This is a genomic window from Alteribacter salitolerans (genome assembly GCF_016901055.1).
Classification (GTDB): Bacteria; Bacillota; Bacilli; order Bacillales; family Salisediminibacteriaceae; genus Alteribacter; species Alteribacter keqinensis.
The window spans coordinates 424312-445161 of sequence record NZ_JAFEUX010000004.1 but is presented as its reverse complement, the minus strand read 5'-3'; the positions used below and the strand labels follow the sequence as shown (position 1 = coordinate 445161).

Here is a 20850-nt window from a genome sequence, read left to right as displayed (position 1 = left end):
ATCCTATGTGCCTATATCGGAATAAGGAGATGATTTCCAATCTCCTACCGCGACGCGTCAATCTCACTCCCTTTCTTTTCTAAAATTAGAAAAGGTAAGAAGAGTATTGGATCACCACCTCAATAAATAATTTTTTTAAAAGAACTAGAAGGGATCTTAACCCCTGGTACATCAACTTTTCCCGAGGGAGTCTCAGGCACTTCGGATTCATTACATTTTTCAGCATAATCAACACTTTTTATGAAATTAGACACTAATTTATTTCCAACATGACGCTCGAAAATAGGCAAAGGTCTTTTTTCAGCTAGATTACCTTGAAAGGTTATGGCTTCTTATTAAAATGAAAGAATAGCGAAATCAGTTATTTTTAATGAAAGTCACTATTGTGGAGGTGAATAACAGAATACTCGTGTCTTCAAGAAGTGATGTGAAGCAGTGGCTCTAACTAAAAGTTATTTCAACAACACTTTAAAAAAGGAGCATTCCCATGAAACGAGTGACCATTGTGAACGCCCTTGATTTTTTCGGCTACCATCTGTGCGAGGAAGCCATGAACCGCGGCATCGAAGTCACCGCTGTGGACAACAAAGACCTTAATGAGGAACAGGAAATAATGAGAGACCTGTTTGCACGAAACAGTCTGTTTACCCTCAAATCAGAGGCTGATGAACGAGACGACAACCCGGTCATTGTAAACGCCTACCAGCGTGAGGCGGGAGGGAACGGGATCCGCGTGACCTCCGCAGATAAGGACGGCGACATCCGCCTGCCAGCCCTTTACGGCCCTTTTCAGCCTGAAACGATGGTCTATTCAAGTCTGATCCGTACCGCTTTGGAAGGTAAAGACGCAGAGTTTTCCCGCCTGACCCTTGCTGCGGAAAAAGAAGCGGTGGATCTTTTATACGCAGGAGATGCTGCGTCTGATGTGTTCGAGAAAATGGAGAATGCGGAGGATGGACCGATTCTTCTTTCGAGCCCGGGATCTGAAACATGGAAGACCGGTCTCACCACTGTCCTGGATACGTTCGAGCATCTCAAGGGGGCCGGGAAGCTCTTGAATGTCACTGCAGCAGAACGAACGGTTGGGGAAGGCGTGACGGTGGTTACCGTTGAGGGTCTTACCCCGGCAGAGGGGGTGAAGCGTCAGATTGAGTGGATGGAGCGTCTCTTCAATGAAAAAGAGGGACTGTAAAATAATGGCTTGCGATAGGGGAGGAGTTTTGCGATGATATTGAGGATGACGTCATCCTCTCTTTTCCAAAATAGGACAAGGGTTACAAAGGAGTCGAAATAAGTTGAAACAGTTACTTTTAGGAATCGCAATTTTTGCCGGTGTGGCACTGGTCTGTTTTTTTGTTTTAACCGGGCCTCTAGGGCTTGGACAGGGACTTGCCGCTGTTATTGCTCTCGTTCTCGGGGGAATCTTTGAATGGGCTTTTCACCGAAACGTTAATAGAATGTAAGAAATTTGTAATATAGGTAAAAGGAAAGGGGAACCGTGCTGTCGAACTTTTATATATAGATATTAGTTATTTATACCTATATCATATAGCATGCAAGGCGTGTGGTGCTTGAGTGATCAGAGGAGTGAACAAACAGATGAACCGACTGCCAGTGCTTTTTATCCTTTTATTATCCGTTTTCCTGAGTGGCTGTGTAATTTCAGCTGAAAACGGCGGGCTGCACAAAGCGGGACTTCTCCTGCCCCATACAATGGATGACCAAGGGTGGAATTCAAAAGGGTATCAGGGAATCCTTGCTATTCATTCGTCTATGGAAGTGGATGTCCTGTACGAAGAGAACATTCGGAGTAAAGAAGCAATACATAATGCAGTAAAAGAGTTTGACGCAGGAGGCGTCAACTTGATCTTCGGTCACGGCAACATTTACGCCGATGCTTTTATGGAGCTGAAGGATGATTATCCGGATATTCATTTCGTGAGTTTCAACGGGGAAGTGGCAGGTGAAAATGTGACCAGCCTACATTTCCAGGGCTATTCCATGGGTTTTTTTGCTGGAATGCTCGCCAGCCGGATGTCAGAAACAAACGCAGTTGGTGTGATTGGCGCCTTTGACTGGCAGCCGGAGGTGGAAGGATTTGAAGACGGTGCCAGATTCGAACGATCCGATGTGGACGTTCACGTAGGTTTTGTAGAAAGCTGGATCGATGTGGAGGGAGCATTGGATATTTATGAAACGATGCGTGCAGACAACGTTGATGTGTACTACCCGGCGGGGGACGGTTATCATGTGGCGGTGATCGAACAGGTTAAAGCAGACGATGCCTATGCGATCGGCTACATTGCCGATCAGCTCGATCTTGGGGAGTCAACGGTTCTCACAAGCACCGTTCAGCGTGTGGACACCCTCTATGAGACTGTCGCCTCGCAGTTTAACAGCGGCGACCTGGAAAGCGGAAACCGGTATTACGATTTCATGGAAGGGGTCATCGCCATGGGTGAATTTTCCGCAGATGTGCCCGGTGACGTGAAGGACTGGCTTACTGAATACGTTGAAATTTACACAGAGACAGGAAAACTGCCTTTCGAGGTAGAAGATAAAGAGTAAGAGAAAAAAGCGGATGTGGATGCATCTGCTTTTTTCTATAGCGGGGGAAGAGCGGCTGCATCGACCCTTGATCGCTTGATTCAGAATCGTTTATTAACTATAAAACAGAGGTGAAAATCATGGAAAAGAAAACATTATCACAAGGTCCGACCCGGGATTCTTTGTATTTACTAAACGGGCTCATCGAAACGCGGGAGAAACTGTTGGAAATGATTGACCAGGTGGACGACTCTGATCTGTATTTTCACTCTCAGGAGCTGCCTACACCAGCCGGGTACCTGCTTCACTTAGCTCAGGTTGAACTTTGGTGGAACCGTATCGGGCTTCAGCAAAGCGAGCTTTCCGCAGAGGAGAAAGAGCGATTCCACTTTATCGAAAAGCAGGAAATCGAAGCACCAACGGGCCTGGAGAAGTCGTGGTTTCTTGCCCGACTCGGTGAAGTAAGAAAAATGACCCGGGAACACTACATGACCATGAGCGACATGGAGTTCAAGCGTGCCTCGCTCCAGGTAAACCTGAATGGAAAAGATACCTTGTGCTCGCCTGAATGGGTTCTTTACCACCTCATCGATCACGAAAGCTATCACCGCGGGCAGATTGCCCTCCTGTTTAGGATGCTGAACGGGAAAAGAGAAAAATGGGACCACTTTAATACACCGTATTTATCTATTTGACAAAAAGCGGCCGCATTGTGCGGCCGCTTTTTTACTGCACAGTGGTGGGGGACCGGTGGTGGGGGTCTGTCCCCCGAACAATTGTGTAAATGGGGGTTTTGGGAAGGAGTTTTCGGATGTGCTGCCGAACGGCCGGTTTACTTGCATCCGGCTGTGACTTTCTTTACGATTAGGGGACGAAAACGTGAAGGAGAGGATTTTCAATGACAGAAGCAAATAAAGCATTAAAATCAATGGCGGACCGGGTTGTGAACGGATATAAGGCGGTTCACCGGAAAGACTTTCAGGAAGCAAAGGAACTTCTCGAACCACTCAAGCCTCTTCTGCACCAGGAAGACAAGCCGAATGTGACGTTTTTAGTCCATTTGTCCATGGCCCAGATCGGTACCCAGAGCGTGGAGGACTTCCTTGCTACCTATGAGGAGCTACAGCAATGCGAGCCGAAAAACGAAGAAGAAGCGAAGCTTAAAAAACGTGTGGATGAAACGTTTGAAGAGCTTATGAAAAGCCTTGCGGAGCAGGCAGGGGAATAGATTCGATGCCAGGAGAGTGACCGGGGAGGTTGCTTCTTCTGGGTTTTTTGTACTTTGCATCTTTTTTTTCGCTGCAGGGGAGCTGTAAAAGTTTTCGGCAGAATTAGATTTGTTTTCACCAGAATTAATCGTATTTTCGGTAGAATCTCCCTGTAATCAAGAGGTAAATAAGCGTTGACTCCTCCTATAACAGTTTTCGGCAGAATAAACCCTGTTTTCGAATAGAGTTAATCCGTTTGGAAATAAATCCGCTCTACCCAGAATGGCGAATCCCGTACTCTCTGTCCTCCCCGCCGAATGACACCCTCCCAATTGCCTCATAATATAAGCAAAAGGAGGGGACCAAACCATGAACGTCAAACGCCTCATCGCAGCAATTATCATTATATTTTCAGCCATCGTCGTGCCCGTTTCCATCTACGGACATACAAAGCCTCTCCCTGAAGGATTCTCCTATGAAGGACCGGTTCACCGCACTCCCGAAGTTGAATTCCTACAGGATCTCACCTACGAAAAAAACGGAGAAACCATCATCAATCAGGAGATTGTCAACCGGATGCTTTTATCGATTAAAGAAGCTGAATTATTCATCGTCATCGATATGTTTTTATTTAACGACCACGAAGAACCGGCGCAAAACTACCCATCCCTGGCCGGAAAAGTAACAAACGCTCTCCTTGAAAGAAAGACCGAGCGTGAGGATCTTAACATTCTTTTTATCACCGATGAAATCAACCGGTCATACAGTTCCCACGAATCTCCCCACATTAAAAAGCTCAGGGAGCACGGCATACATACAGTCTATTTTGATAACACGAAGCTGCGGGATCCTGCACCTGCATACTCCGGCATGTGGCGGACGTTTGCCCAGTGGTTCGGCACGGGGGACCAGGGTTGGATCCCGAACGTAATGAGTGCCGAACTCCCGGATGTGACCGCCCGATCTTATCTGAAGGCTCTGAATTTAAAAGGCAACCACCGCAAATTGATATTCACCGAAAAAGAAGCCTTTGTAACTTCTCTGAACTTTCAGGGTCGTGGCGCCTACAATTCAAACTTTGCCTTCGTGGTCAAAGGCAGCGTCATTAACGACCTTCTTTATACAGAAAAAAGAACAGCGGAAGAGTCCGGGTTTGATGCCCGGATGCTAGACACCTTTGCTGCAAAATCGTCCGATGCCACAGGAAAGTATGAAGTTCAAGTTCTTACGGAGGGTAAAATTGAAGAACACCTCCTGAAGGAGATCGCATCGTCAGGACCGGAATCCGCGATTACTGTCGCAGCCTTTTACCTGTCGGACAGGGAGCTCATTCACGCACTCGTTGATGCGTCCGAACGTGGCACTGAGATACGGATTATTCTTGATCCGAACATTCATGCTTTCGGTAAAACCAAACCCGGCATTCCGAACCAGGTGGTGGCCCATGAACTGGAAGAGCGTTCTTCGGGAAAAATAAAAGTGCGCTGGTATAATACACCCGCTGGAGAGCAGTATCATACAAAATTATTCAAGTTTGATTCATCTGAAAGAACCACACTCATCGGTGGCGCTGCAAATTTTACACGTCGGAACATTGATGATTTTAACCTCGAAACCGACCTTAAAGTGTCTGGAAAGCCGGACACGCCTTTGATGAAAGAAGTGTCCGCTTACTTTGACCGGCTTTGGTCGAATGAGGATGGAGACTTTACTGCCGACTCGGAAAAATACAAAGACCGCTCCCGGTTGAAGCACATGCTCTATATCCTGCAGGAACGCACAGGATTCTCGACATTCTGATTAGTACAGCTGCCAGGCGGTTCGTGAACCAATTCACAAATCGCCCGGCACGAGGAAAGAGGAGTAGTCGGAATAATAAAAATATTGTATTGACATTCAGCAAAAAAGTATATAATTAAACGAAAGGGAGAGTGATGGCGTTGGGAGATGTTCCCCTGCTGTTAATTTTATTTTTAGTTTTACTGCTGTTATTGTCTGCTTTTTTCTCATCAGCAGAGACGGCATTTTCAAGTGCCAACCGGATCCGGTTAAAAACGATGAAGGACGAGGGTAATAAAGGGGCCGGAAAGGCTCTTTATATTACCGAACACTTTGACCAGGCCCTGTCTACCATCCTGGTCGGAAACAATCTTGTAAACATCGCTGCTGCGACGATTTCTGCCCAGTTGGCAGTACAGATTTTCGGTCCGAGTCTGGGCGTGTTTATCAGTACGTTTGTTGTGACCATTTTGGTGTTGATTTTTGGGGAGATCCTGCCGAAATCCTTTGCAAAAGAGTATGCTGAGGCGTTCAGTTCAAAGATTTCAGGGGTACTGCTTCTTTTAATCAGGGTTATTTACCCGGTCAACTGGTTGTTTCTTCAGTTGAAGAAAGGTGTTTCTTCACTCATTGAAAAGAATGACATCCACCCGTCGGTGACGGAAGAAGAATTGAAAATGATGGTGGAAATCAGTGAAGAAGAAGGAGTCATTGATGAGAATGAGCGAGAACTGGTTCACCGTTCGTTTGATTTTAATGACATTATTGTAGCCGAAGTGTTTAAGCCGAGAACGAATATGACGGCGTTAAATGTGACCGAGGATACCGAAGTGATTAAAGAGACTTTCTTCAGGGAACGTTTTTCCAGAATCCCGATTTATGAAGGGAACATTGATAACATCATTGGTGTTTTATCTGAGAGGGATTTCTTTACCTCCTACATTCGGGGTGAAGTTGATATAAGAGCGCTGGTCCGGGAACCGATCTTTGTAGTGGAATCGATGAAGATTCATGCTCTGCTGCCCCAGCTGCAAAAGGAAAAAATTCATATGGCCATCGTAATCGATGAATACGGGGGTACGAGCGGGCTCATTACACTTGAGGATATACTTGAGGAGCTCGTTGGGGAAATTTACGATGAACATGACGATGATGTAAAGCTGTTTAAACAGATGGATGCATCAACCTACCTGTTTCATGCCGACTATCCGTTGGATGACTTTGCACGGTTCACAGGAGTGGAGCTGCCGGATACGATTTATCACACACTGGGAGGCTGGCTGTCTGAGGAATTCCAGCGGATTCCTGATAAAGGCGATGAGTTGACCTACGAAAACCTGAATTTGAAAGTACACGAGTCCGATGAACGACGGGTTCGAACCATTATGGTAACTTCAGAACTTCTGCCTAATGCATCTGCATCAGGTTGATAATAATAAACCCGGAACCTCAATCAGGTTCCGGGTTTTCCTATTTCCCCCTAATCCCACTCACACAAAATTGTGCGGGGACAGACCCGTGTCGGTGCTGTTGTCTGGGTGACAACTAGGCTGGGGGGACAGGCGCGTTTGGGTATTGTCCTCATATGATGGTAGGGAGCAGACGCGTTTGAGGGCGTACTGGCGAATGGTTAAGGAGGCTTACATTTATGACGATACATCCTGCGTATTACCGTGGGGGCGGCTACAGAGGGGGACCTCGGCCGGGACCGGGTCCGGGACCTGGTCATGACGAGCGTTACTTCCCGTTTATTCCGTTTCTTGGAGGACTTGCATTAGGTGGGCTGGTTGGTGCACTGGGACCTTGGAACAGACCACCGTACCCTCCAGGCTGTGTTCCGCCTTATTGCCAGCCGGGGTTTGGCCCGCAGTTCGGTCCGGGCTTTGGTCCGCAGTTTGGCCCGAGTTACGGCCCGCAGTTTGGTAACCAATTCGGCCCGAGCTTTGGTCCGCAATTTGGCAATCAGTTCGGCGGGCAGAGTTACGGCCCGGGTCAGGGAAGCTTTTACGGAAGCACCTACCAATAAGAAAAACTCCGCTTCCGGCGGAGTTTTTTTATGTAAGGAGATCCGCATTGCGGTTCTCCAGGGGGATAAGGGATGGATGAGTCAATCGTCCTTTGGTTTGGTGGTGGCAACCTTTTTGATCGCGTCCCAAATCGGCGCCAGATGTTTTGCGTAGGGCTTTAGTTTTTCTGCTGTATCCATGATTGCCGCAATCTGTGCCATCGTCTGCTCCATCTGAGCTTCGGACATCTCAGTTTCCTCAGATACTTCTTCGTTTTCCGGCTGTTCCTCTTCTTCAGGCCGGGCCCCAAACATCAAGTCATCAAAAAAGTTCCGTCCCGGTCGTTCGCGTTCCTCCTGAGCCATGGATATCACCTTCCTTTGAAAAAACATTCTCACTGTCATACTATGATCCAGCTTCTAAACGGTATGGGGGACTGTCCTAAAATCATTGCATTTCTTTTAGTACTAGGTCATAATATTAAGTATAAATTGTGGAAACACCAAGGACAGACCACCGGTTGCAAAAAAACATGGCGCCACCTTTGGCATGCTCATGTTTTTTTCCCGCGTAGAGGGAGGAGAATAGAGATGAGAGCAGGAATTTGGAGTATAGGCTCCTACGTTCCGGAACACGTTGTAACCAATGAGGAACTGGAGAAAAAGATAGACACGTCAGATGAGTGGATTCAAACCCGCACGGGGATTAAAGAGCGCCGCATCGCTTCAGATAATGTGGACACGTCTGATATGGCGTATTTCTCAGCTGTTGATGCATTAAAAAAAGCCGATGTGGCAGCAGAAGATATTGAACTGATTATCGTAGCAACCGTAACAGGGGAGTACCGTTTTCCGTCTGTTTCAGCCATGATCCAGGACCGGCTCGGGGCAAAGAAAGCAGCCGCAATGGATGTCGGCGCTGCCTGCGCAGGGTTTATGTATGGACTGGCTACCGCGAAGCAGTTCGTTGAAAACGGTGCCTATGAAAAAGTACTGGTGGTAGGCGTTGAGAAGCTCTCCAAAATCGTCGACTGGCAGGACCGGAACACAGCCGTTCTTTTCGGAGACGGTGCAGGAGCTGCAGTTGTAGCACCGGCATCTGGGGATAGAGGGATTCTCTCTTTTGAACTTGGTTCCGACGGCAGTGGCTGGCCGCATATTAAACAGGAAAAATATCTGATGATGAACGGCCGTGAAGTATTTAAGTTTGCTGTTCGCCAAATGGGTGAATCATCGATTAACGCCCTGGAGAAAGCAGGACTCACTAAAGACGACTGTGATTTCCTCGTACCTCACCAGGCAAACATCCGGATCATGGAAGCTTCCCGTCAGCGTCTTGACCTTCCAATCGAGAAAATGAGTAAGACGGTTGACCGCTACGGCAACACTTCATCCGCATCTATTCCTCTATCTTTAATGCATGACATTGATAATGGTAAAATAAAAGACGATGATATCGTCGTTTTAGTCGGATTCGGCGCCGGCCTCGTATGGGGTTCTGTGGCCATCCGATGGGGTAAATAAACAGCATAAAACAGGCACAGAGAAAGGAGTCTTTTATCATGAAAAAGAACAGAGTCGTGGTAACGGGTATGGGTACCGTTAACCCTCTAGCAAATGATCTGGCACAAACATGGACAAAGCTCATTAACGGTGAATCGGGAATTGATGTTTTTAACCGGTATGAAGAAGCGAATTTTCCAACAAAGGTAGCAGGTGAAGCCAAAGACTTCGACCCAGGCAGCTTTATGGATAAAAAAGATGCCCGTAAAATGGACCGCTTTACGCAATTTGCTGTAGCTGGTGCACATATGGCGGTCAAAGACGCCGACTTGACGATCGATGAATCCAATGCGGACCGTGTCGGCGTCTGGATCGGCTCGGGTATCGGGGGAATGGAAACGTACGAAAAGCAGTTCCGTCTTTATGAGAAGCGCGGACATCGCCGAGTAAGCCCGTTTTTTGTCCCAATGCTCATTCCTGATATGGCCAGTGGACAAGTTTCCATTCAGCTTGGGGCAAAAGGCATTAACTCCTGTACGGTAACGGCGTGTGCCTCCGGTGCAAACTCCATCGGTGACGCGTTTAAAGTAATCGAGCGTGGAGACGCTGATGTGATGATTACGGGCGGGGCAGAAGCGCCGCTTACAGAAATGTCATTCGCCGGCTTTACGAGTGCCCAGGCCATGTCACGGAACCCGAATCCGAAAACAGCGAGCCGCCCGTTTGATAAAAACCGTGACGGCTTTGTGATGGGTGAAGGTGCGGGAATTCTCATTCTTGAATCTCTTGAAAGTGCCGAGAAGCGCGGCGCCCGTATTTACGCTGAAATCGTAGGATACGGCGCCACTGGTGACGCGTATCACCTGACTGCTCCGGCACCAGAGGGAGAAGGGGGCGTCCGTGCCATGCGTCAGGCGATTGAGGACGCTGGTCTTAAGCCTGAGGACATCACCTACATGAACGCGCACGGGACAAGCACGGAGTATAACGATAAGTACGAGACGATTGCCGTGAAGAGCGTTTTCGGCGATCACGCCCGTAACCTGGCGATCAGCTCAACGAAGTCCATGACCGGACACCTGCTCGGTGCTGCTGGTGCCATTGAAGCGATCTTCTCGGTTAAAGCGATCGAGGAAGGGATCATCCCGCCGACGATGAACCTTGAAACACCGGATGAGGACTGCGATCTCGATTACGTACCTAACGAAGCCCGCAGGCAGGACGTGAGCGCTGTCCTGAGCAACTCGCTCGGGTTCGGCGGCCACAACGCTACCCTTGTGTTTAAAAAGTTCAGTAAGTAATGTGTATGGAAAAAGTGCGAAACCTTTTGGATTCGCACTTTTTTAGATTGAGGATGTTATGATTCTGCGGATGAAGGTGTTTTTTCTTTCAATAACATCACTCATTCTTCCGGTAATCCCTTTATTTCTGCCTTTTTTAAGTAGGCATAAAGGTTTATTTCAAAAGAAATTGCGCTATAATTTGCTTTTCCCGATTTCATCTGTTATTCTAAAGAAGAATTATTTTTGTTCAGTTACATAGGACAGAAAAGTTTTGAACTCTTCGCCTTTGATAGCTACATGAACATCAATAGTAATAAATCGTGGATCAAAGAAAATCCACACAGGAGGCTACACACATGCAAGAAGGTACAGTAAAATGGTTTAACGCAGAAAAAGGTTTTGGTTTCATCGAAGTTGAAGGTGGAGACGATGTATTCGTTCACTTCTCAGCTATCCAAGGCGAAGGATTCAAAACTCTTGAAGAAGGTCAAAGTGTTACTTTCGAAACAGAGCAAGGTCAACGCGGACCTCAAGCTGTTAACGTAAACAAAGCATAATTGACCAAAAAGAACCCTCATTGAGGGTTCTTTTTTTATGGGCTGAAGTTTTGTGGAGGTTCAGTTAGAGGGGAGAAGGGGGGAGCGTTTTTTGGCGAATGGCCGATATATTCATGTTAGTGGTCGATAAAATAAAAAACTGCCTGCCATATGCCGGACCCTAGAAGGAGGGACCCGAACATTCAGCAAACAGTCAGAAGACACTATGGTGCAGGTAATAAAATGGTTAAGTAAAGCATACCACAGTTTTCTACAAATACCTAAATAATTTTTCGCGACCCAAAAATAAAAAAATCAGCTGAATTATCAGACTGGTTTGACAACTTATGCTGGATCTCGTATGATAATTAAGAATACATAGCAGAACGGAGGTGGGTAGAGATGAATCAGACTATTGCAGGCCAAAAGCGTGAACGATCATTTTTATATATTGTTCGTGCTGTTTTTTATATTGCTGTGAAACACGGGACACGTGTGTCTTTTTTTAACAGCTCAATAAAACCAGCAACAGTTAGAACATCTCTATCCCACTGAATAAAGGCGTAAATGGGGAGAGCTCTTTGCTCTCTATTTTTATGCTTGGGACCATGAGGCTTCTTGCTCATGGTCCTTTTTCTTTAATCTAAGGAGGCTGCTATGATTACATGCAATGGAAAAAATATACGAATGAGTTTTACAGGCGATCCCGTTTTAAACGGAATCAGCTTTGATATATCAGAAGGTGACCGCATCGGTATTGTCGGCCGGAACGGGAGCGGAAAAACGACCCTCATGAAGATCATGAGCGGTAAGGAAAAGCCAACGGAAGGTGACATTCACTGGAAAAAAGGAACGAAGATCGGCTGCCTGGCTCAAATTCCAGACTATCCGGAGCTCATGACCGGTGCTGACGTCCTGAGAACGGCATTTGGTCATTTGTCAGGGCTTGAAAGCGAAATGAGGGCACTTGAAAACGAAATCAGTACAGAAACAAACGAAACCAGGCTGAACAACCTTGCTGCAGAATACGGGGAAAAGCAGGAGCTTTTTGCTTTAAACGGCGGCTATGAAATGGAAGCTCAGCTTGATAGTGTCGCTCACGGTCTGCACTTGGATTCCCTCATGAGTCAATCATTCCAGGCTCTCAGCGGCGGTGAAAAAACAAAGGTCTGCCTTGGAGTTCTGCTCTTGGAAAAACCGGATTTACTCCTGCTGGACGAACCGACAAACCACCTTGATTTGAAGTCCGTTGAGTGGCTCGGACGATTTCTCAACAATTACGAAGGAACCGTTGTGATGATTTCCCACGACCGTTATTTCCTTGATGAGACTGTGCAAAAGATTTTTGACGTGGAAGAGGGGGAATTGACGGTTTATTACTCCAATTACTCTTCTTTTGTCAAGGAAAAGGAAAAGCGTCTTCTCGCTGAATTTCAGTGGTACGAAGAACAGCAGAAGAAGCTGAAGAAAATGCGTGAAGCGATTAAGAGGCTGAAAGAGTGGGCCAACCGCGCCAACCCTCCAAATGAAGCGATGCACAGACGGGCGAGAAATATGGAGCGGGCAATGGAACGGATGGAAAAAATCGACCGACCTGTTTTTGAGAAAAAGAAAATGGCGATCGATCTTAAGGCGTCAAGCCGAAGCGGAACGGACACCGTTATTTTAAAAGAAGTCGAAAAGAGTTTCGGTGAAAAACGACTTTTTGATGGTGCTTCGATGCACCTTCGTTATCAGGATCGGGCTGTTCTCATCGGGGGTAACGGCTCCGGAAAATCGACACTGCTGAAAATGATTTCCGGGGAGCTAGTGCCTGAATCTGGTAACGTGAAGATCGGAAGTCAGGTGAAAGTCGGTTATTTATCCCAGCATGTCTTTACCGATGCCGAGCAAAATCTCACTGTTATTGATGGGTTCCGGGATGAAATCCCTGTAACAGAAGGAGAAGCACGGCATATCCTTGCGAGGTTTCTCTTCTACGGATTTTCCGTGTTTAAAAAGCTTGGTGATTTAAGCGGCGGAGAGAGAATGCGTCTGCGTCTGGCTCAGCTCATGTATCAGGAAGTGAACCTTCTCCTGCTTGATGAACCGACCAACCACCTGGACATTGACTCAAGAGAAGTATTGGAAGACGTTCTTGAAGACTACGAGGGTACGATTCTTGCTGTTTCCCACGACCGGTATTTTATCAACAAGCTGTTTACGACCGTATACTGGCTGGATGAAGGGAAGCTTCATTTCTTTAACGGCGATTACGAATGGGCAAAACAGAAGCTGGCTGAACGAAAAGAGAAGGGTGAAGAACCTGCGAAAACGAAGAAGAAAACAGCTGTGCCGGATAAAAGGAAGGAAACAGCATCCTCATCCTCTGATACCATTGAAAAACAGCTCGAAGAATGTGAGGCGGCTATTCACCAGCTTGAAACCCGTCTTATAGAAGAGGAAAGTCTTGAGGCATTACAAAAGCTCTATGATCAAAAGGAAAAGCTTGAAAAGAAACGAACCGAGCTTTACGAACAATTGGAGACATTCATTTAATCAAAACAAAAGCGCTCTTCCATGCAGGGAGGAGCGCTTAGTTTTATATGTTCTGTAACCCCCGGCCGATTCCGTTTGCCGACACCGGTTTCAATCCGAGCTCTCGGGACCAGACGGAAAGCTGGCCAATATGATGAATTTCGTGTGCGATAATGTGGTGACCGATTTCAAACTTCGTAAAACTGGCGTTCAGCCACGAAGCTTGAACCAAATCATTCTTTGTCCACTCATCCGGACAGACATTTAAAAACACCTGAATTTCTTTACGGTATGTATCTGAAAGATCCTTTAGTTTTTCCAGCGTACTGTACTCCTCAAATGACTCAGCAATATCCTCTTTTCCCATCACGGCCCGCACCCAGCTGTACTCCACATCAATGATATGAAACAGTGTATACAATATGCTTTTGGGACCGCCGACACGCTCCTTTAAAAGATCTTCTTCAGAAAGCTGTTTGCACCAGGCAAACCACTCATCCCGTACCTGCCAGTTATAATCAAAAAACGATCTCATCCTGTTCACCCCATTCAAATTTTCTGCACCATATCTAATTAGTGAAAGAGAGGACTTAACCCTTCTTTTTCCATAAAACTCTATCAGATTCTGAAAGGTTGAATTACAATGAAAAGAACCGCAAAGGAGATGACAGCAGGTGAGCACAGACAAACAAATGATTAAATCATACTCGAGTGAATATCAGGATGAGGTGGTGGAGTTAATTCTCTCCATCCAGCAAACCGAATACAGCATTCCAATCACAAAGGACGATCAGCCTGATCTGTTGAAGATCGAAGACGTTTACCAGAATGGAGCGGGCAACTTCTGGGTTGCCGTTCACAACGGAAAAGTAGCAGGCACAATCAGTCTCCTAGATATTGGGGAAGGACATGTGGCATTAAGAAAAATGTTTGTACATAAAGACTATCGCGGCAAGCCAATGAATACGGCGAGCCTTTTACTGAAAACGGCACAAACCTGGGCCAGGTCCAAATACGTCAGCACCATTTACCTTGGCACAACACCGCAGTTCCTGGCAGCCCACCGATTCTATGAAAAAAACGGATTCACTGAAATTGAACAGACAGATCTCCCCGAACGCTTCCCGGTATTAGAGGTAGACAAGAAATTCTACAAATACGACATCCGATGACCTAAAAAACAGGCATAGAGAATGGATCTCTATGCCTGCCTTACGTTTACTTCTTTTTTTCATCATGCAAATGCTTAGTGTTCCTGTAATACCGCACAACAAGGGTGTATAAAATCGCAAACTGCACGAGGAACAGGAAGATTTGCGCCGTACCTGATGTAAACACCTGCCTGAGAGGCAGAAACACCAGAGCCGATAACCCGATATAAATGGCAATGTATTTTAAAAGCAGCTTCGTCGAATATTTCATGAGGGCCTCCGTCGTAATCTTAGCTTCCTTTATGCTACCACGTGGATCGGCCCGGTTCAAACTTTCATTGGGAAAATGAGAGACTTATGGAAACAACAAAATAAGCCCAACCCTCGGTCCAAAAACGAACCGAGGGTTGTAGTCATTTCCTATTCTCCTGTTTTATCTGAATCCGGGGTAACTGTGTATTGAGTCGGCAGGTCATCCCAAATGGTCTCGTCCGCTTCATAGATTGATCTGTCTGCAACTGCACGAATACTTTGCTGTATAGCTGTGACAGCCTGATTTATTAAATAACCGTTGCTTATTTGACCAAAAATAGAATTAGTGCTCGGTGAGTCTGTCATCCCTCTCATCTCAAAGAGAAGAGTAGGGGCAATGGTCATCAGAACAAAATTCTCTCTGCAATTGCAGTCCAATATGGTCGAAACGTGTCACCCGACCGAAAAGGGTGAGGAGGTTGAGGTGTTTCTCTCCGTTTACTATTCTTGAATGCATGCTGTGAGCAGATGACTTGGTAAGAACCATGAATAGCTTTTGATTAATGCCGCATATTAGACGAGAAAAGCGAATTTGAAAAGGGGGGTATGCCATGAAAGCTGTTCAAGTGACAGGGTACGGAGATGTGGATCAATTGAAGGTGACGGACATCCCCACTCCTGATCCGAGAGAAAATGAAGTACTCGTTCAGGTGAAATCTTGTGCGATCAATAATACGGAAATTTGGATGAGGGAAGGCGCTTATGGCCAGGGAGGAAAATCAGGATGGCGTCCGGAGGGTGTGCAATTCCCCCGTACACCAGGTTCTGATATTAGTGGAAAAGTGGTACAGATCGGTTCCCAAGTCGATGATACGATGCTTGACAAAGACGTGGTTCTGTTTCCGTTCACATCCAGTGGACCAGAAGGACAGGAACACATTGCAGAAGATATGTCTTTCATCGGTTCTGAATATGATGGTGGATATGCCGAATACGTCGTTTGGCCGGCTGAGCTTTGTTTCGATATGCCCCTTGACGACTACACAGAAAGCTGCGTATTTTCGGTCAGTGGTATAACCGCCTGGCATATGGTTGAACAAGTACAGCCGAAGCCTGGCGAAACAGTGATTGTTACTGGAGCGAACGGCGGTGTGGGGTCGCTTAATGTGCAGATCGCATCAAAAGTCTTCGGTGCGGATGTCATCGCTCTTGTCGGAAATTTGAATCTGGAAGAGCATATGAAGGAACTCGGAGCTAAACACGTCTTGTCATACAAATCCAAGAATTTGGAAGAAGAAATCCTATCAGCAAACGGTGGTCCTGTTGATATTGTGCTTGATGTCGTTGGTGATGCCCTGTTCTCTACGTCTTTGAGCGTTTTGAAAAAAGGCGGTAAATTCTGTACGTCCGGCTCTTCCGGAGGGCAAAAAACGGAACTTGACTTCCGCACCCTTTATTTGAAACATATTACTATGTACGGATCCGTCTTAGGCACACGTGAAGAATTCAAACGGATGCTTCGTGCGATCTCTGAGCACAAAATCAAGCCGGTCATCGACAGGACATTTCCTTTAGAGGAAGCGAAAGAAGCACAGAAATATTTTAAGAAAGCAGGAAAAAAAGGCAAACTTGTCCTTATTCCTTAAAAGCTGTTTCACCAATCTGACGAACCTGTTTCACTCGCGTAGTGAAGCAGGTTGTTTAATTTTTTCAGCCATTTGTAATGGATATCTCATTGTTGAACAAAAAGATTTGATTGCATTTGGGACTCAAAAAGAATTGAAACTTCATTTGAATAGGTTGGCATTTTACAATAAGCAAGAATAAGAGGTGCTGCTGGGAAAGGGCGGCTTCCCCCCCTTTCAAATGTTCATTTATTTACATTTACATAGTTAAATCAATAGTCCTACATTCATTACTTATGCATTGTCTCTGGTGTTTATCTTCACCGCCTGCGACGGGTGTAGGTTTGTATATGGGTGAACAAAGCAACCTCGCATTCTTACATGCGAGGTTGTTATTTGCTCTAGAATTATCCATAAAAATGAAGTAATTATTCAAGTAGATATCTCACATGAAATCATTGCTGATAACTGCTAAAATACCCTCGCCGTATTTTTCAACTTTCTTCTGACCAAACCCTTTTACCTCTAGTAACTCATCTTTTGTAGCAGGAGGTTTCTCAATTAACGCTTTCATTTCCGAATTGCTAAACACCATATACGCTTTAATTCCTTCTTTACGGGCGGTTTTAAGCCGGTACTCTTTTAGATTTGCTTCAAGTGAAAGGTGGCTTGTCTTTACAACTGGAGTTTCAGTTGCAGCTACTTCCCGAATTGCATATTTAGAAGCTGCATTCATTTCAAGTGGTTTATTGTGTGCGAGTAGAAACTCACCAATCTCATACAAATACTTCTCTAGGGTGTCACGGTTGTTACTTGGGTTATCTAATTCTTTCTTAATAAGGTTCTTTACCTGATCATACTTATAGATCTGGTTGCTGACATGTTTAGGAGCTTTGGATTTATCCAAAATGGTTTTTGCGTTTGCCATGATAACTGCTGATTTAACAGGCATATTCCCTATTAATTTTTTACTCATCAGAACCTCTTTTAAAATAGCTACATGTCGTTCATTTTGAGAAACAGGGCTGTAGATTCCTTCTTTTTTATAGACTTTTCCGTACTTATTTTTAAACAAACGAATAAAATCACCGTCTGGTGTAATCGTTATATCACCTGTCAGCTTTTTCGTTTCTAAGACGATAATCTCTTTTCGTGTGATTACAATAAAATCAAATTGAGCTATGTAATCTGCATGTTCCAATCGAATGTCGTGAAGACAGACCATAGGCAAAAATGAATTTTTCAGTTCATAATAGACATTTGCTTCTCCTTCAATGCCTTGCTTAAGAAAGGCAATATCTCTATTTAGCCATTCAGAGTGATGGTCTGGTGAACTTGCTAAAGAGGTAAGAGTAGTTAGTTGATTGTTCTCTTTAGTGAACTCTTTCATAAAAATGGGCTTCGTTATTGTTCGTTTCCCGTTCATTACTCTGTATAGCATAGAATCAATAATAGACACGAGATCACCTCCGAGGTTTATATAGGAATATTCTAACATATAATATGAATTTTTTACCAAGTTACTTTTATTAGCAAAACCTTTCAACTCGTTCATCTGCTATACTGAATTAAGATTATTGTCTCGTGGAAAGGATCCATCAGCTATGAATACATACCAGAAGAAAATCGTGATTGCCCTTTTGATTGCCACGTTTCTAGCGGCGATTGAAGTGACGGTGATCAGTACGGCGATGCCGAGCATCACGAGTGACCTTGGGGGACTCGATCTGATCAGCTGGGTGTTTGCCATTTATCTATTAACCTATGCGGTCATGACGCCGATATTTGGGAAATTGGCCGATTTGTTTGGCCGGAAGAAGATATTTATAACAGGAGCGACGCTCTTTCTGATCGGTTCCGCTTTGTGCGGACTCTCCCAGACGATGGAGCAGCTCATATTGTTCCGTGCGGTTCAGGGAATCGGGGCCGGCGCTCTCATGCCGATGACCTTTACGATCGTGGGGGACGTGTTTTCCTATGAACAGCGTGCTAAAGCCCAGGCGATTATTGGATCGATTTGGGGAATTGCAGGGATTTTCGGCCCTCTTGTGGGAGGATTTTTCGTCGACTTTCTCACGTGGCACTGGATTTTTTACATCAACATCCCGTTCGGTCTTGTGAGTATGTATCTGATCTGGCGAAACCTTGATGAAAAAATTGAAAAGCGAAAGCGTTCCATCGATTACGGAGGAGCGATGACGTTCATAATCGGAGCGGGGGCCCTGCTTTACGCCCTTTTGTCAGGCGGAAACGAAATTTCCTGGAACGAACCGCTCATGTTTATTTTGATTGCTATAGCCATGTCATTCCTGGCTGTATTTATGGTGATTCAGTTAAAGGTTAAAGAGCCCATGGTGCCGTTCAAGCTGTTTAAAATAAGACACCTTCTAGTGGCAAACATTTGCGGTCTTCTGATGGGGGCAATCCTGATCGGACTCACAGCCTATCTGCCTCTCTGGGTACAGGGTGTTCTGGAGCTGCCGGCGACGTATTCCGGCCTCACGCTTATTCCCATGAGTCTCGGCTGGCCTCTTGCCGCGTTTGTAAGCAGCCGATTGCTTGGAAGTATGGGGGCGAAACCGATTGTGTTATCAGGGGTAAGTATAATTACGATTAGCACCTTTGCGCTTACGTTCATTTCAAGTGCCACTCCAAACTGGACGCTAATTGTGATCATGTTCTTTGTAGGAACGGGATTCGGCTTGTCCATGACGATGTTTTCAGTTATCGTCCAGTCATCCGTATCCTGGGATAATCGGGGAGCAGCGGCTTCTTCCAATGCCTTTCTACGAACACTCGGACAGACATTGGGAATCACTGTCTTGGGAACGGTTTTAAACCAGTTCATCGGTGGGCATACGAATAATGGAACGAGTGTTGCACCGGCGATTCTTGCGGAAGGACTCCATGCCGTCTTTATCATCCTGTTTGTTTTAGCCCTGGCAACATTAATTGCCACAAGCCTCTTACCAAAAGAGGAACCGGAAGGCGCAAGGGAGCCTGCTCGGTCATAAGGAGGAAATCACATGTCTGTTACAGACCTGAATGCACAAAAAAAGTGGATGAAAATCCCCCAGGACATTAGGAAAAAACTTCTGAGTAATGTCTTTTGTTCGAAATGTTCCGAAACCACCATCGTGGATTATGATATGAAAGATGACCAATATGGCATTCTGCTTGAAGGGAAATGCAAGACTTGCGGCAAGCCTGTTGCGAGACTGATCGAGGATTAATGGATGATAAGCGCTGCCGGAGAGAGCTCCGGTGGCGTATTTAAGTGAGTTTGTACTTTTATATTCAAGTATTTGACGTAAAAGTATTTAGCTTATATAGTTAACTAGTTTTATAAACTTATAAAAATATCAAAACAAATGTTACAGAGAGATTAAGAGCGTGTTAAAACGACAGGAATCGGAAGGATTCACCACTGTTTCCATCAAAAGGTTTGTCGTAACAGATTTTTTGACAAACAAGGGAGAGGAAACGATGAAAAAACGAATTACGGCTTTAACACTCATGGGGAGTCTTTTGTTTGGGGGAAATGCAATGGCTTCGAGTACGTATACGGTTGAATCAGGAGATACATTATGGCAGATTGCCACCAACCATAATATCAGCGTGGACGAGCTGATAACCCTAAATGACCTAAATGGCACTGTCATCTATGCGGGGCAGACGCTGCTCATTAGTCAAGCAGGTGAAGCACCGCCTTCATCGTCAGGTACATATACTGTTCAGTCAGGTGACACCTTGTATGCAATTGCCAGTCTTTTTGACACGACGGTGAGCCACCTGCTTGAATTGAATCCTTCTATAACCAATGCCAATCTCATGCAGGTCGGTCAGGTGCTTAACGTGCCTGGAGGGAACGGTGGCAATGACAACGGGGGAGATTCTCCTGCGCCATCAGAAAACGGGGTTATCATGTATACCGTTCAGTCAGGGGACACATTTTATCGGATCGCATACAAAAATGGGATGACGCAGGATATGCTTCGTGCGTTTAACCCGTCTGTTACGAATCCAAATAACTTGAGTGCAGGGCAGAGCATTCAGATTCCTACACAAGAGCTTATCGATCTTTCTAAAATCATCCATTTGGAAGCAAGAGGTGAGCCAATGGCCGGCCAGGTAGCGGTAGCGAACGTAGTACAAAACCGTGTTGCTGACAGCCAATTCCCGAATACTATTCACAGTGTGCTTCATCAGGATAATCAATTTACACCAGTGCGGAACGGGAGCTTCGCAACAGCCATACCGAATCAAAATCCGATTGAAGCAGCCAAACGTGCACTAGGAGGAGAAAACGGGGTTCCGGAGGCGTTGTTTTTCTTTAACCCGACCACTTCAAACAGTGAGTTTATGAGAAGCCGGGAAGTCGTCACTGATATTGGGAATCATCGATTTGTAAAGTAGAAAAAGAGAGGCCTGAGTGGTCTCTTTT

22 protein-coding genes and 1 pseudogene are annotated in these 20850 nt (G+C 45.7%); 18 read left to right on the top strand and 5 right to left on the bottom strand.

The features are described 5' to 3' along the window. Nucleotides 1-487 precede the first annotated feature (487 nt). The 8 genes and pseudogenes from JSY36_RS10825 to JSY36_RS10790 all read left to right on the top strand — a co-directional run. Nucleotides 488-1192 carry a hypothetical protein gene (locus tag JSY36_RS10825; protein ID WP_205166416.1) on the top strand — a complete coding sequence of 235 codons (705 nt, stop codon included), beginning with the start codon at nucleotides 488-490 and terminating at the stop codon, nucleotides 1190-1192. A gap of 103 nt (nucleotides 1193-1295) precedes the next feature. Beyond that, a complete protein-coding gene (locus JSY36_RS10820; RefSeq protein WP_205166415.1) occupies nucleotides 1296-1463 on the top strand; it encodes a hypothetical protein in 168 nt (55 codons plus the stop codon). Between the two features lie 136 nt (nucleotides 1464-1599). Further along, nucleotides 1600-2568: a BMP family ABC transporter substrate-binding protein gene (locus JSY36_RS10815; RefSeq protein ID WP_205166414.1), complete on the top strand. Its 969-nt coding sequence runs from the start codon at nucleotides 1600-1602 to the stop codon at nucleotides 2566-2568. A 119-nt stretch (nucleotides 2569-2687) separates the two neighbouring features. Then, on the top strand, nucleotides 2688-3242 hold the full coding sequence (locus JSY36_RS10810) for a DinB family protein (RefSeq protein ID WP_122897555.1): 555 nt from the start codon (nucleotides 2688-2690) through the stop codon (nucleotides 3240-3242). 203 nt (nucleotides 3243-3445) lie between these two features. Continuing rightward, on the top strand, nucleotides 3446-3775 hold the full coding sequence (locus tag JSY36_RS10805) for a hypothetical protein (protein ID WP_122897554.1): 330 nt from the start codon (nucleotides 3446-3448) through the stop codon (nucleotides 3773-3775). Nucleotides 3776-4124: 349 nt separating this feature from the next. After that, complete coding sequence (locus JSY36_RS10800) at nucleotides 4125-5555, top strand: phospholipase D-like domain-containing protein (protein ID WP_205166413.1); 1431 nt, start codon at nucleotides 4125-4127, stop codon at nucleotides 5553-5555. A gap of 140 nt (nucleotides 5556-5695) precedes the next feature. Beyond that, nucleotides 5696-6964, top strand: coding sequence for a hemolysin family protein (locus tag JSY36_RS10795; protein ID WP_205166412.1), 1269 nt, complete (start codon nucleotides 5696-5698; stop codon nucleotides 6962-6964). Between the two features lie 218 nt (nucleotides 6965-7182). After that, nucleotides 7183-7443 (top strand): annotated as a pseudogene (locus JSY36_RS10790) (hypothetical protein); the annotation flags it as partial. Nucleotides 7444-7641: 198 nt separating this feature from the next. On the opposite strand, the gene JSY36_RS10785 reads toward JSY36_RS10790, so the two are convergent. Further along, complete coding sequence (locus tag JSY36_RS10785) at nucleotides 7642-7905, bottom strand: hypothetical protein (protein WP_205166411.1); 264 nt, start codon at nucleotides 7903-7905, stop codon at nucleotides 7642-7644. A gap of 225 nt (nucleotides 7906-8130) precedes the next feature. Between JSY36_RS10785 and JSY36_RS10780 the strand changes: the two genes are divergently transcribed. From JSY36_RS10780 to abc-f, 5 genes are all read left to right on the top strand, one after another. Then, entirely contained in the window at nucleotides 8131-9063 is a 933-nt protein-coding gene (locus tag JSY36_RS10780; protein WP_205166410.1) for a beta-ketoacyl-ACP synthase III, read from the top strand. Nucleotides 9064-9101: 38 nt separating this feature from the next. Then, a complete protein-coding gene (gene fabF, locus JSY36_RS10775; RefSeq protein ID WP_205166409.1) occupies nucleotides 9102-10343 on the top strand; it encodes a beta-ketoacyl-ACP synthase II in 1242 nt (413 codons plus the stop codon). A 338-nt stretch (nucleotides 10344-10681) separates the two neighbouring features. Continuing rightward, complete coding sequence (locus JSY36_RS10770; RefSeq protein WP_026690263.1) at nucleotides 10682-10882, top strand: cold-shock protein; 201 nt, start codon at nucleotides 10682-10684, stop codon at nucleotides 10880-10882. A gap of 381 nt (nucleotides 10883-11263) precedes the next feature. Beyond that, nucleotides 11264-11416 carry an RAxF-45 family protein gene (locus JSY36_RS20935; protein WP_419466039.1) on the top strand — a complete coding sequence of 51 codons (153 nt, stop codon included), beginning with the start codon at nucleotides 11264-11266 and terminating at the stop codon, nucleotides 11414-11416. Between the two features lie 102 nt (nucleotides 11417-11518). Further along, nucleotides 11519-13399, top strand: a complete 1881-nt coding sequence (gene abc-f / locus JSY36_RS10765; RefSeq protein WP_205166408.1) for a ribosomal protection-like ABC-F family protein — start codon at nucleotides 11519-11521, stop codon at nucleotides 13397-13399. A gap of 43 nt (nucleotides 13400-13442) precedes the next feature. Here the strand turns inward: abc-f and JSY36_RS10760 are convergent, their stop codons facing one another. After that, a complete protein-coding gene (locus tag JSY36_RS10760; RefSeq protein WP_205166407.1) occupies nucleotides 13443-13913 on the bottom strand; it encodes a DinB family protein in 471 nt (156 codons plus the stop codon). 157 nt (nucleotides 13914-14070) lie between these two features. Here JSY36_RS10760 and JSY36_RS10755 point away from each other — a divergent pair, with 157 nt between their 5' ends. Then, nucleotides 14071-14550 (top strand): GNAT family N-acetyltransferase, encoded by a 480-nt coding sequence (locus tag JSY36_RS10755; RefSeq protein WP_205166440.1) that lies wholly within the window; start codon nucleotides 14071-14073, stop codon nucleotides 14548-14550. A gap of 46 nt (nucleotides 14551-14596) precedes the next feature. On the opposite strand, the gene JSY36_RS10750 is transcribed toward JSY36_RS10755, so the two are convergent. Both JSY36_RS10750 and JSY36_RS10745 read right to left on the bottom strand, forming a co-directional pair. Beyond that, nucleotides 14597-14800, bottom strand: a complete 204-nt coding sequence (locus JSY36_RS10750) for a hypothetical protein (protein WP_205166406.1) — start codon at nucleotides 14798-14800, stop codon at nucleotides 14597-14599. Nucleotides 14801-14949: 149 nt separating this feature from the next. Continuing rightward, a complete protein-coding gene (locus tag JSY36_RS10745; RefSeq protein WP_205166405.1) occupies nucleotides 14950-15186 on the bottom strand; it encodes a hypothetical protein in 237 nt (78 codons plus the stop codon). 206 nt (nucleotides 15187-15392) lie between these two features. On the opposite strand from JSY36_RS10745, the gene JSY36_RS10740 reads away from it, so the two are divergent. Continuing rightward, on the top strand, nucleotides 15393-16427 hold the full coding sequence (locus JSY36_RS10740) for a zinc-binding dehydrogenase (RefSeq protein ID WP_205166404.1): 1035 nt from the start codon (nucleotides 15393-15395) through the stop codon (nucleotides 16425-16427). 424 nt (nucleotides 16428-16851) lie between these two features. On the opposite strand, the gene JSY36_RS10735 is transcribed toward JSY36_RS10740, so the two are convergent. Then, a complete protein-coding gene (locus JSY36_RS10735) occupies nucleotides 16852-17865 on the bottom strand; it encodes an NERD domain-containing protein (protein WP_205166403.1) in 1014 nt (337 codons plus the stop codon). Nucleotides 17866-18010: 145 nt separating this feature from the next. Between JSY36_RS10735 and JSY36_RS10730 the strand changes: the two genes are divergently transcribed. The 3 genes from JSY36_RS10730 (at nucleotide 18011) to JSY36_RS10720 (ending at nucleotide 20822) form a co-directional block, all read left to right on the top strand. Next, nucleotides 18011-19420, top strand: coding sequence for an MDR family MFS transporter (locus tag JSY36_RS10730; protein ID WP_205166402.1), 1410 nt, complete (start codon nucleotides 18011-18013; stop codon nucleotides 19418-19420). Between the two features lie 12 nt (nucleotides 19421-19432). Next, complete coding sequence (locus JSY36_RS10725) at nucleotides 19433-19639, top strand: hypothetical protein (protein ID WP_205166401.1); 207 nt, start codon at nucleotides 19433-19435, stop codon at nucleotides 19637-19639. 253 nt (nucleotides 19640-19892) lie between these two features. After that, nucleotides 19893-20822 carry a LysM peptidoglycan-binding domain-containing protein gene (locus JSY36_RS10720; RefSeq protein WP_205166400.1) on the top strand — a complete coding sequence of 310 codons (930 nt, stop codon included), beginning with the start codon at nucleotides 19893-19895 and terminating at the stop codon, nucleotides 20820-20822. Nucleotides 20823-20850 lie beyond the last annotated feature (28 nt).

Coding starts and splice junctions, on each gene's coding strand:
- JSY36_RS10825 (WP_205166416.1), top strand. CDS start 488: ATGAAACGAGTGACCATTGTGAACGCCCTTGATTTTTTCGGCTACCAT.
- JSY36_RS10815 (WP_205166414.1), top strand. CDS start 1,600: ATGAACCGACTGCCAGTGCTTTTTATCCTTTTATTATCCGTTTTCCTG.
- JSY36_RS10810 (WP_122897555.1), top strand. CDS start 2,688: ATGGAAAAGAAAACATTATCACAAGGTCCGACCCGGGATTCTTTGTAT.
- JSY36_RS10805 (WP_122897554.1), top strand. CDS start 3,446: ATGACAGAAGCAAATAAAGCATTAAAATCAATGGCGGACCGGGTTGTG.
- JSY36_RS10800 (WP_205166413.1), top strand. CDS start 4,125: ATGAACGTCAAACGCCTCATCGCAGCAATTATCATTATATTTTCAGCC.
- JSY36_RS10785 (WP_205166411.1), bottom strand. CDS start 7,905: ATGGCTCAGGAGGAACGCGAACGACCGGGACGGAACTTTTTTGATGAC.
- JSY36_RS10780 (WP_205166410.1), top strand. CDS start 8,131: ATGAGAGCAGGAATTTGGAGTATAGGCTCCTACGTTCCGGAACACGTT.
- fabF (WP_205166409.1), top strand. CDS start 9,102: ATGAAAAAGAACAGAGTCGTGGTAACGGGTATGGGTACCGTTAACCCT.
- JSY36_RS10770 (WP_026690263.1), top strand. CDS start 10,682: ATGCAAGAAGGTACAGTAAAATGGTTTAACGCAGAAAAAGGTTTTGGT.
- JSY36_RS20935 (WP_419466039.1), top strand. CDS start 11,264: ATGAATCAGACTATTGCAGGCCAAAAGCGTGAACGATCATTTTTATAT.
- abc-f (WP_205166408.1), top strand. CDS start 11,519: ATGATTACATGCAATGGAAAAAATATACGAATGAGTTTTACAGGCGAT.
- JSY36_RS10760 (WP_205166407.1), bottom strand. CDS start 13,913: ATGAGATCGTTTTTTGATTATAACTGGCAGGTACGGGATGAGTGGTTT.
- JSY36_RS10755 (WP_205166440.1), top strand. CDS start 14,071: ATGATTAAATCATACTCGAGTGAATATCAGGATGAGGTGGTGGAGTTA.
- JSY36_RS10750 (WP_205166406.1), bottom strand. CDS start 14,800: ATGAAATATTCGACGAAGCTGCTTTTAAAATACATTGCCATTTATATC.
- JSY36_RS10745 (WP_205166405.1), bottom strand. CDS start 15,186: ATGACCATTGCCCCTACTCTTCTCTTTGAGATGAGAGGGATGACAGAC.
- JSY36_RS10740 (WP_205166404.1), top strand. CDS start 15,393: ATGAAAGCTGTTCAAGTGACAGGGTACGGAGATGTGGATCAATTGAAG.
- JSY36_RS10730 (WP_205166402.1), top strand. CDS start 18,011: ATGAATACATACCAGAAGAAAATCGTGATTGCCCTTTTGATTGCCACG.
- JSY36_RS10725 (WP_205166401.1), top strand. CDS start 19,433: ATGTCTGTTACAGACCTGAATGCACAAAAAAAGTGGATGAAAATCCCC.
- JSY36_RS10720 (WP_205166400.1), top strand. CDS start 19,893: ATGAAAAAACGAATTACGGCTTTAACACTCATGGGGAGTCTTTTGTTT.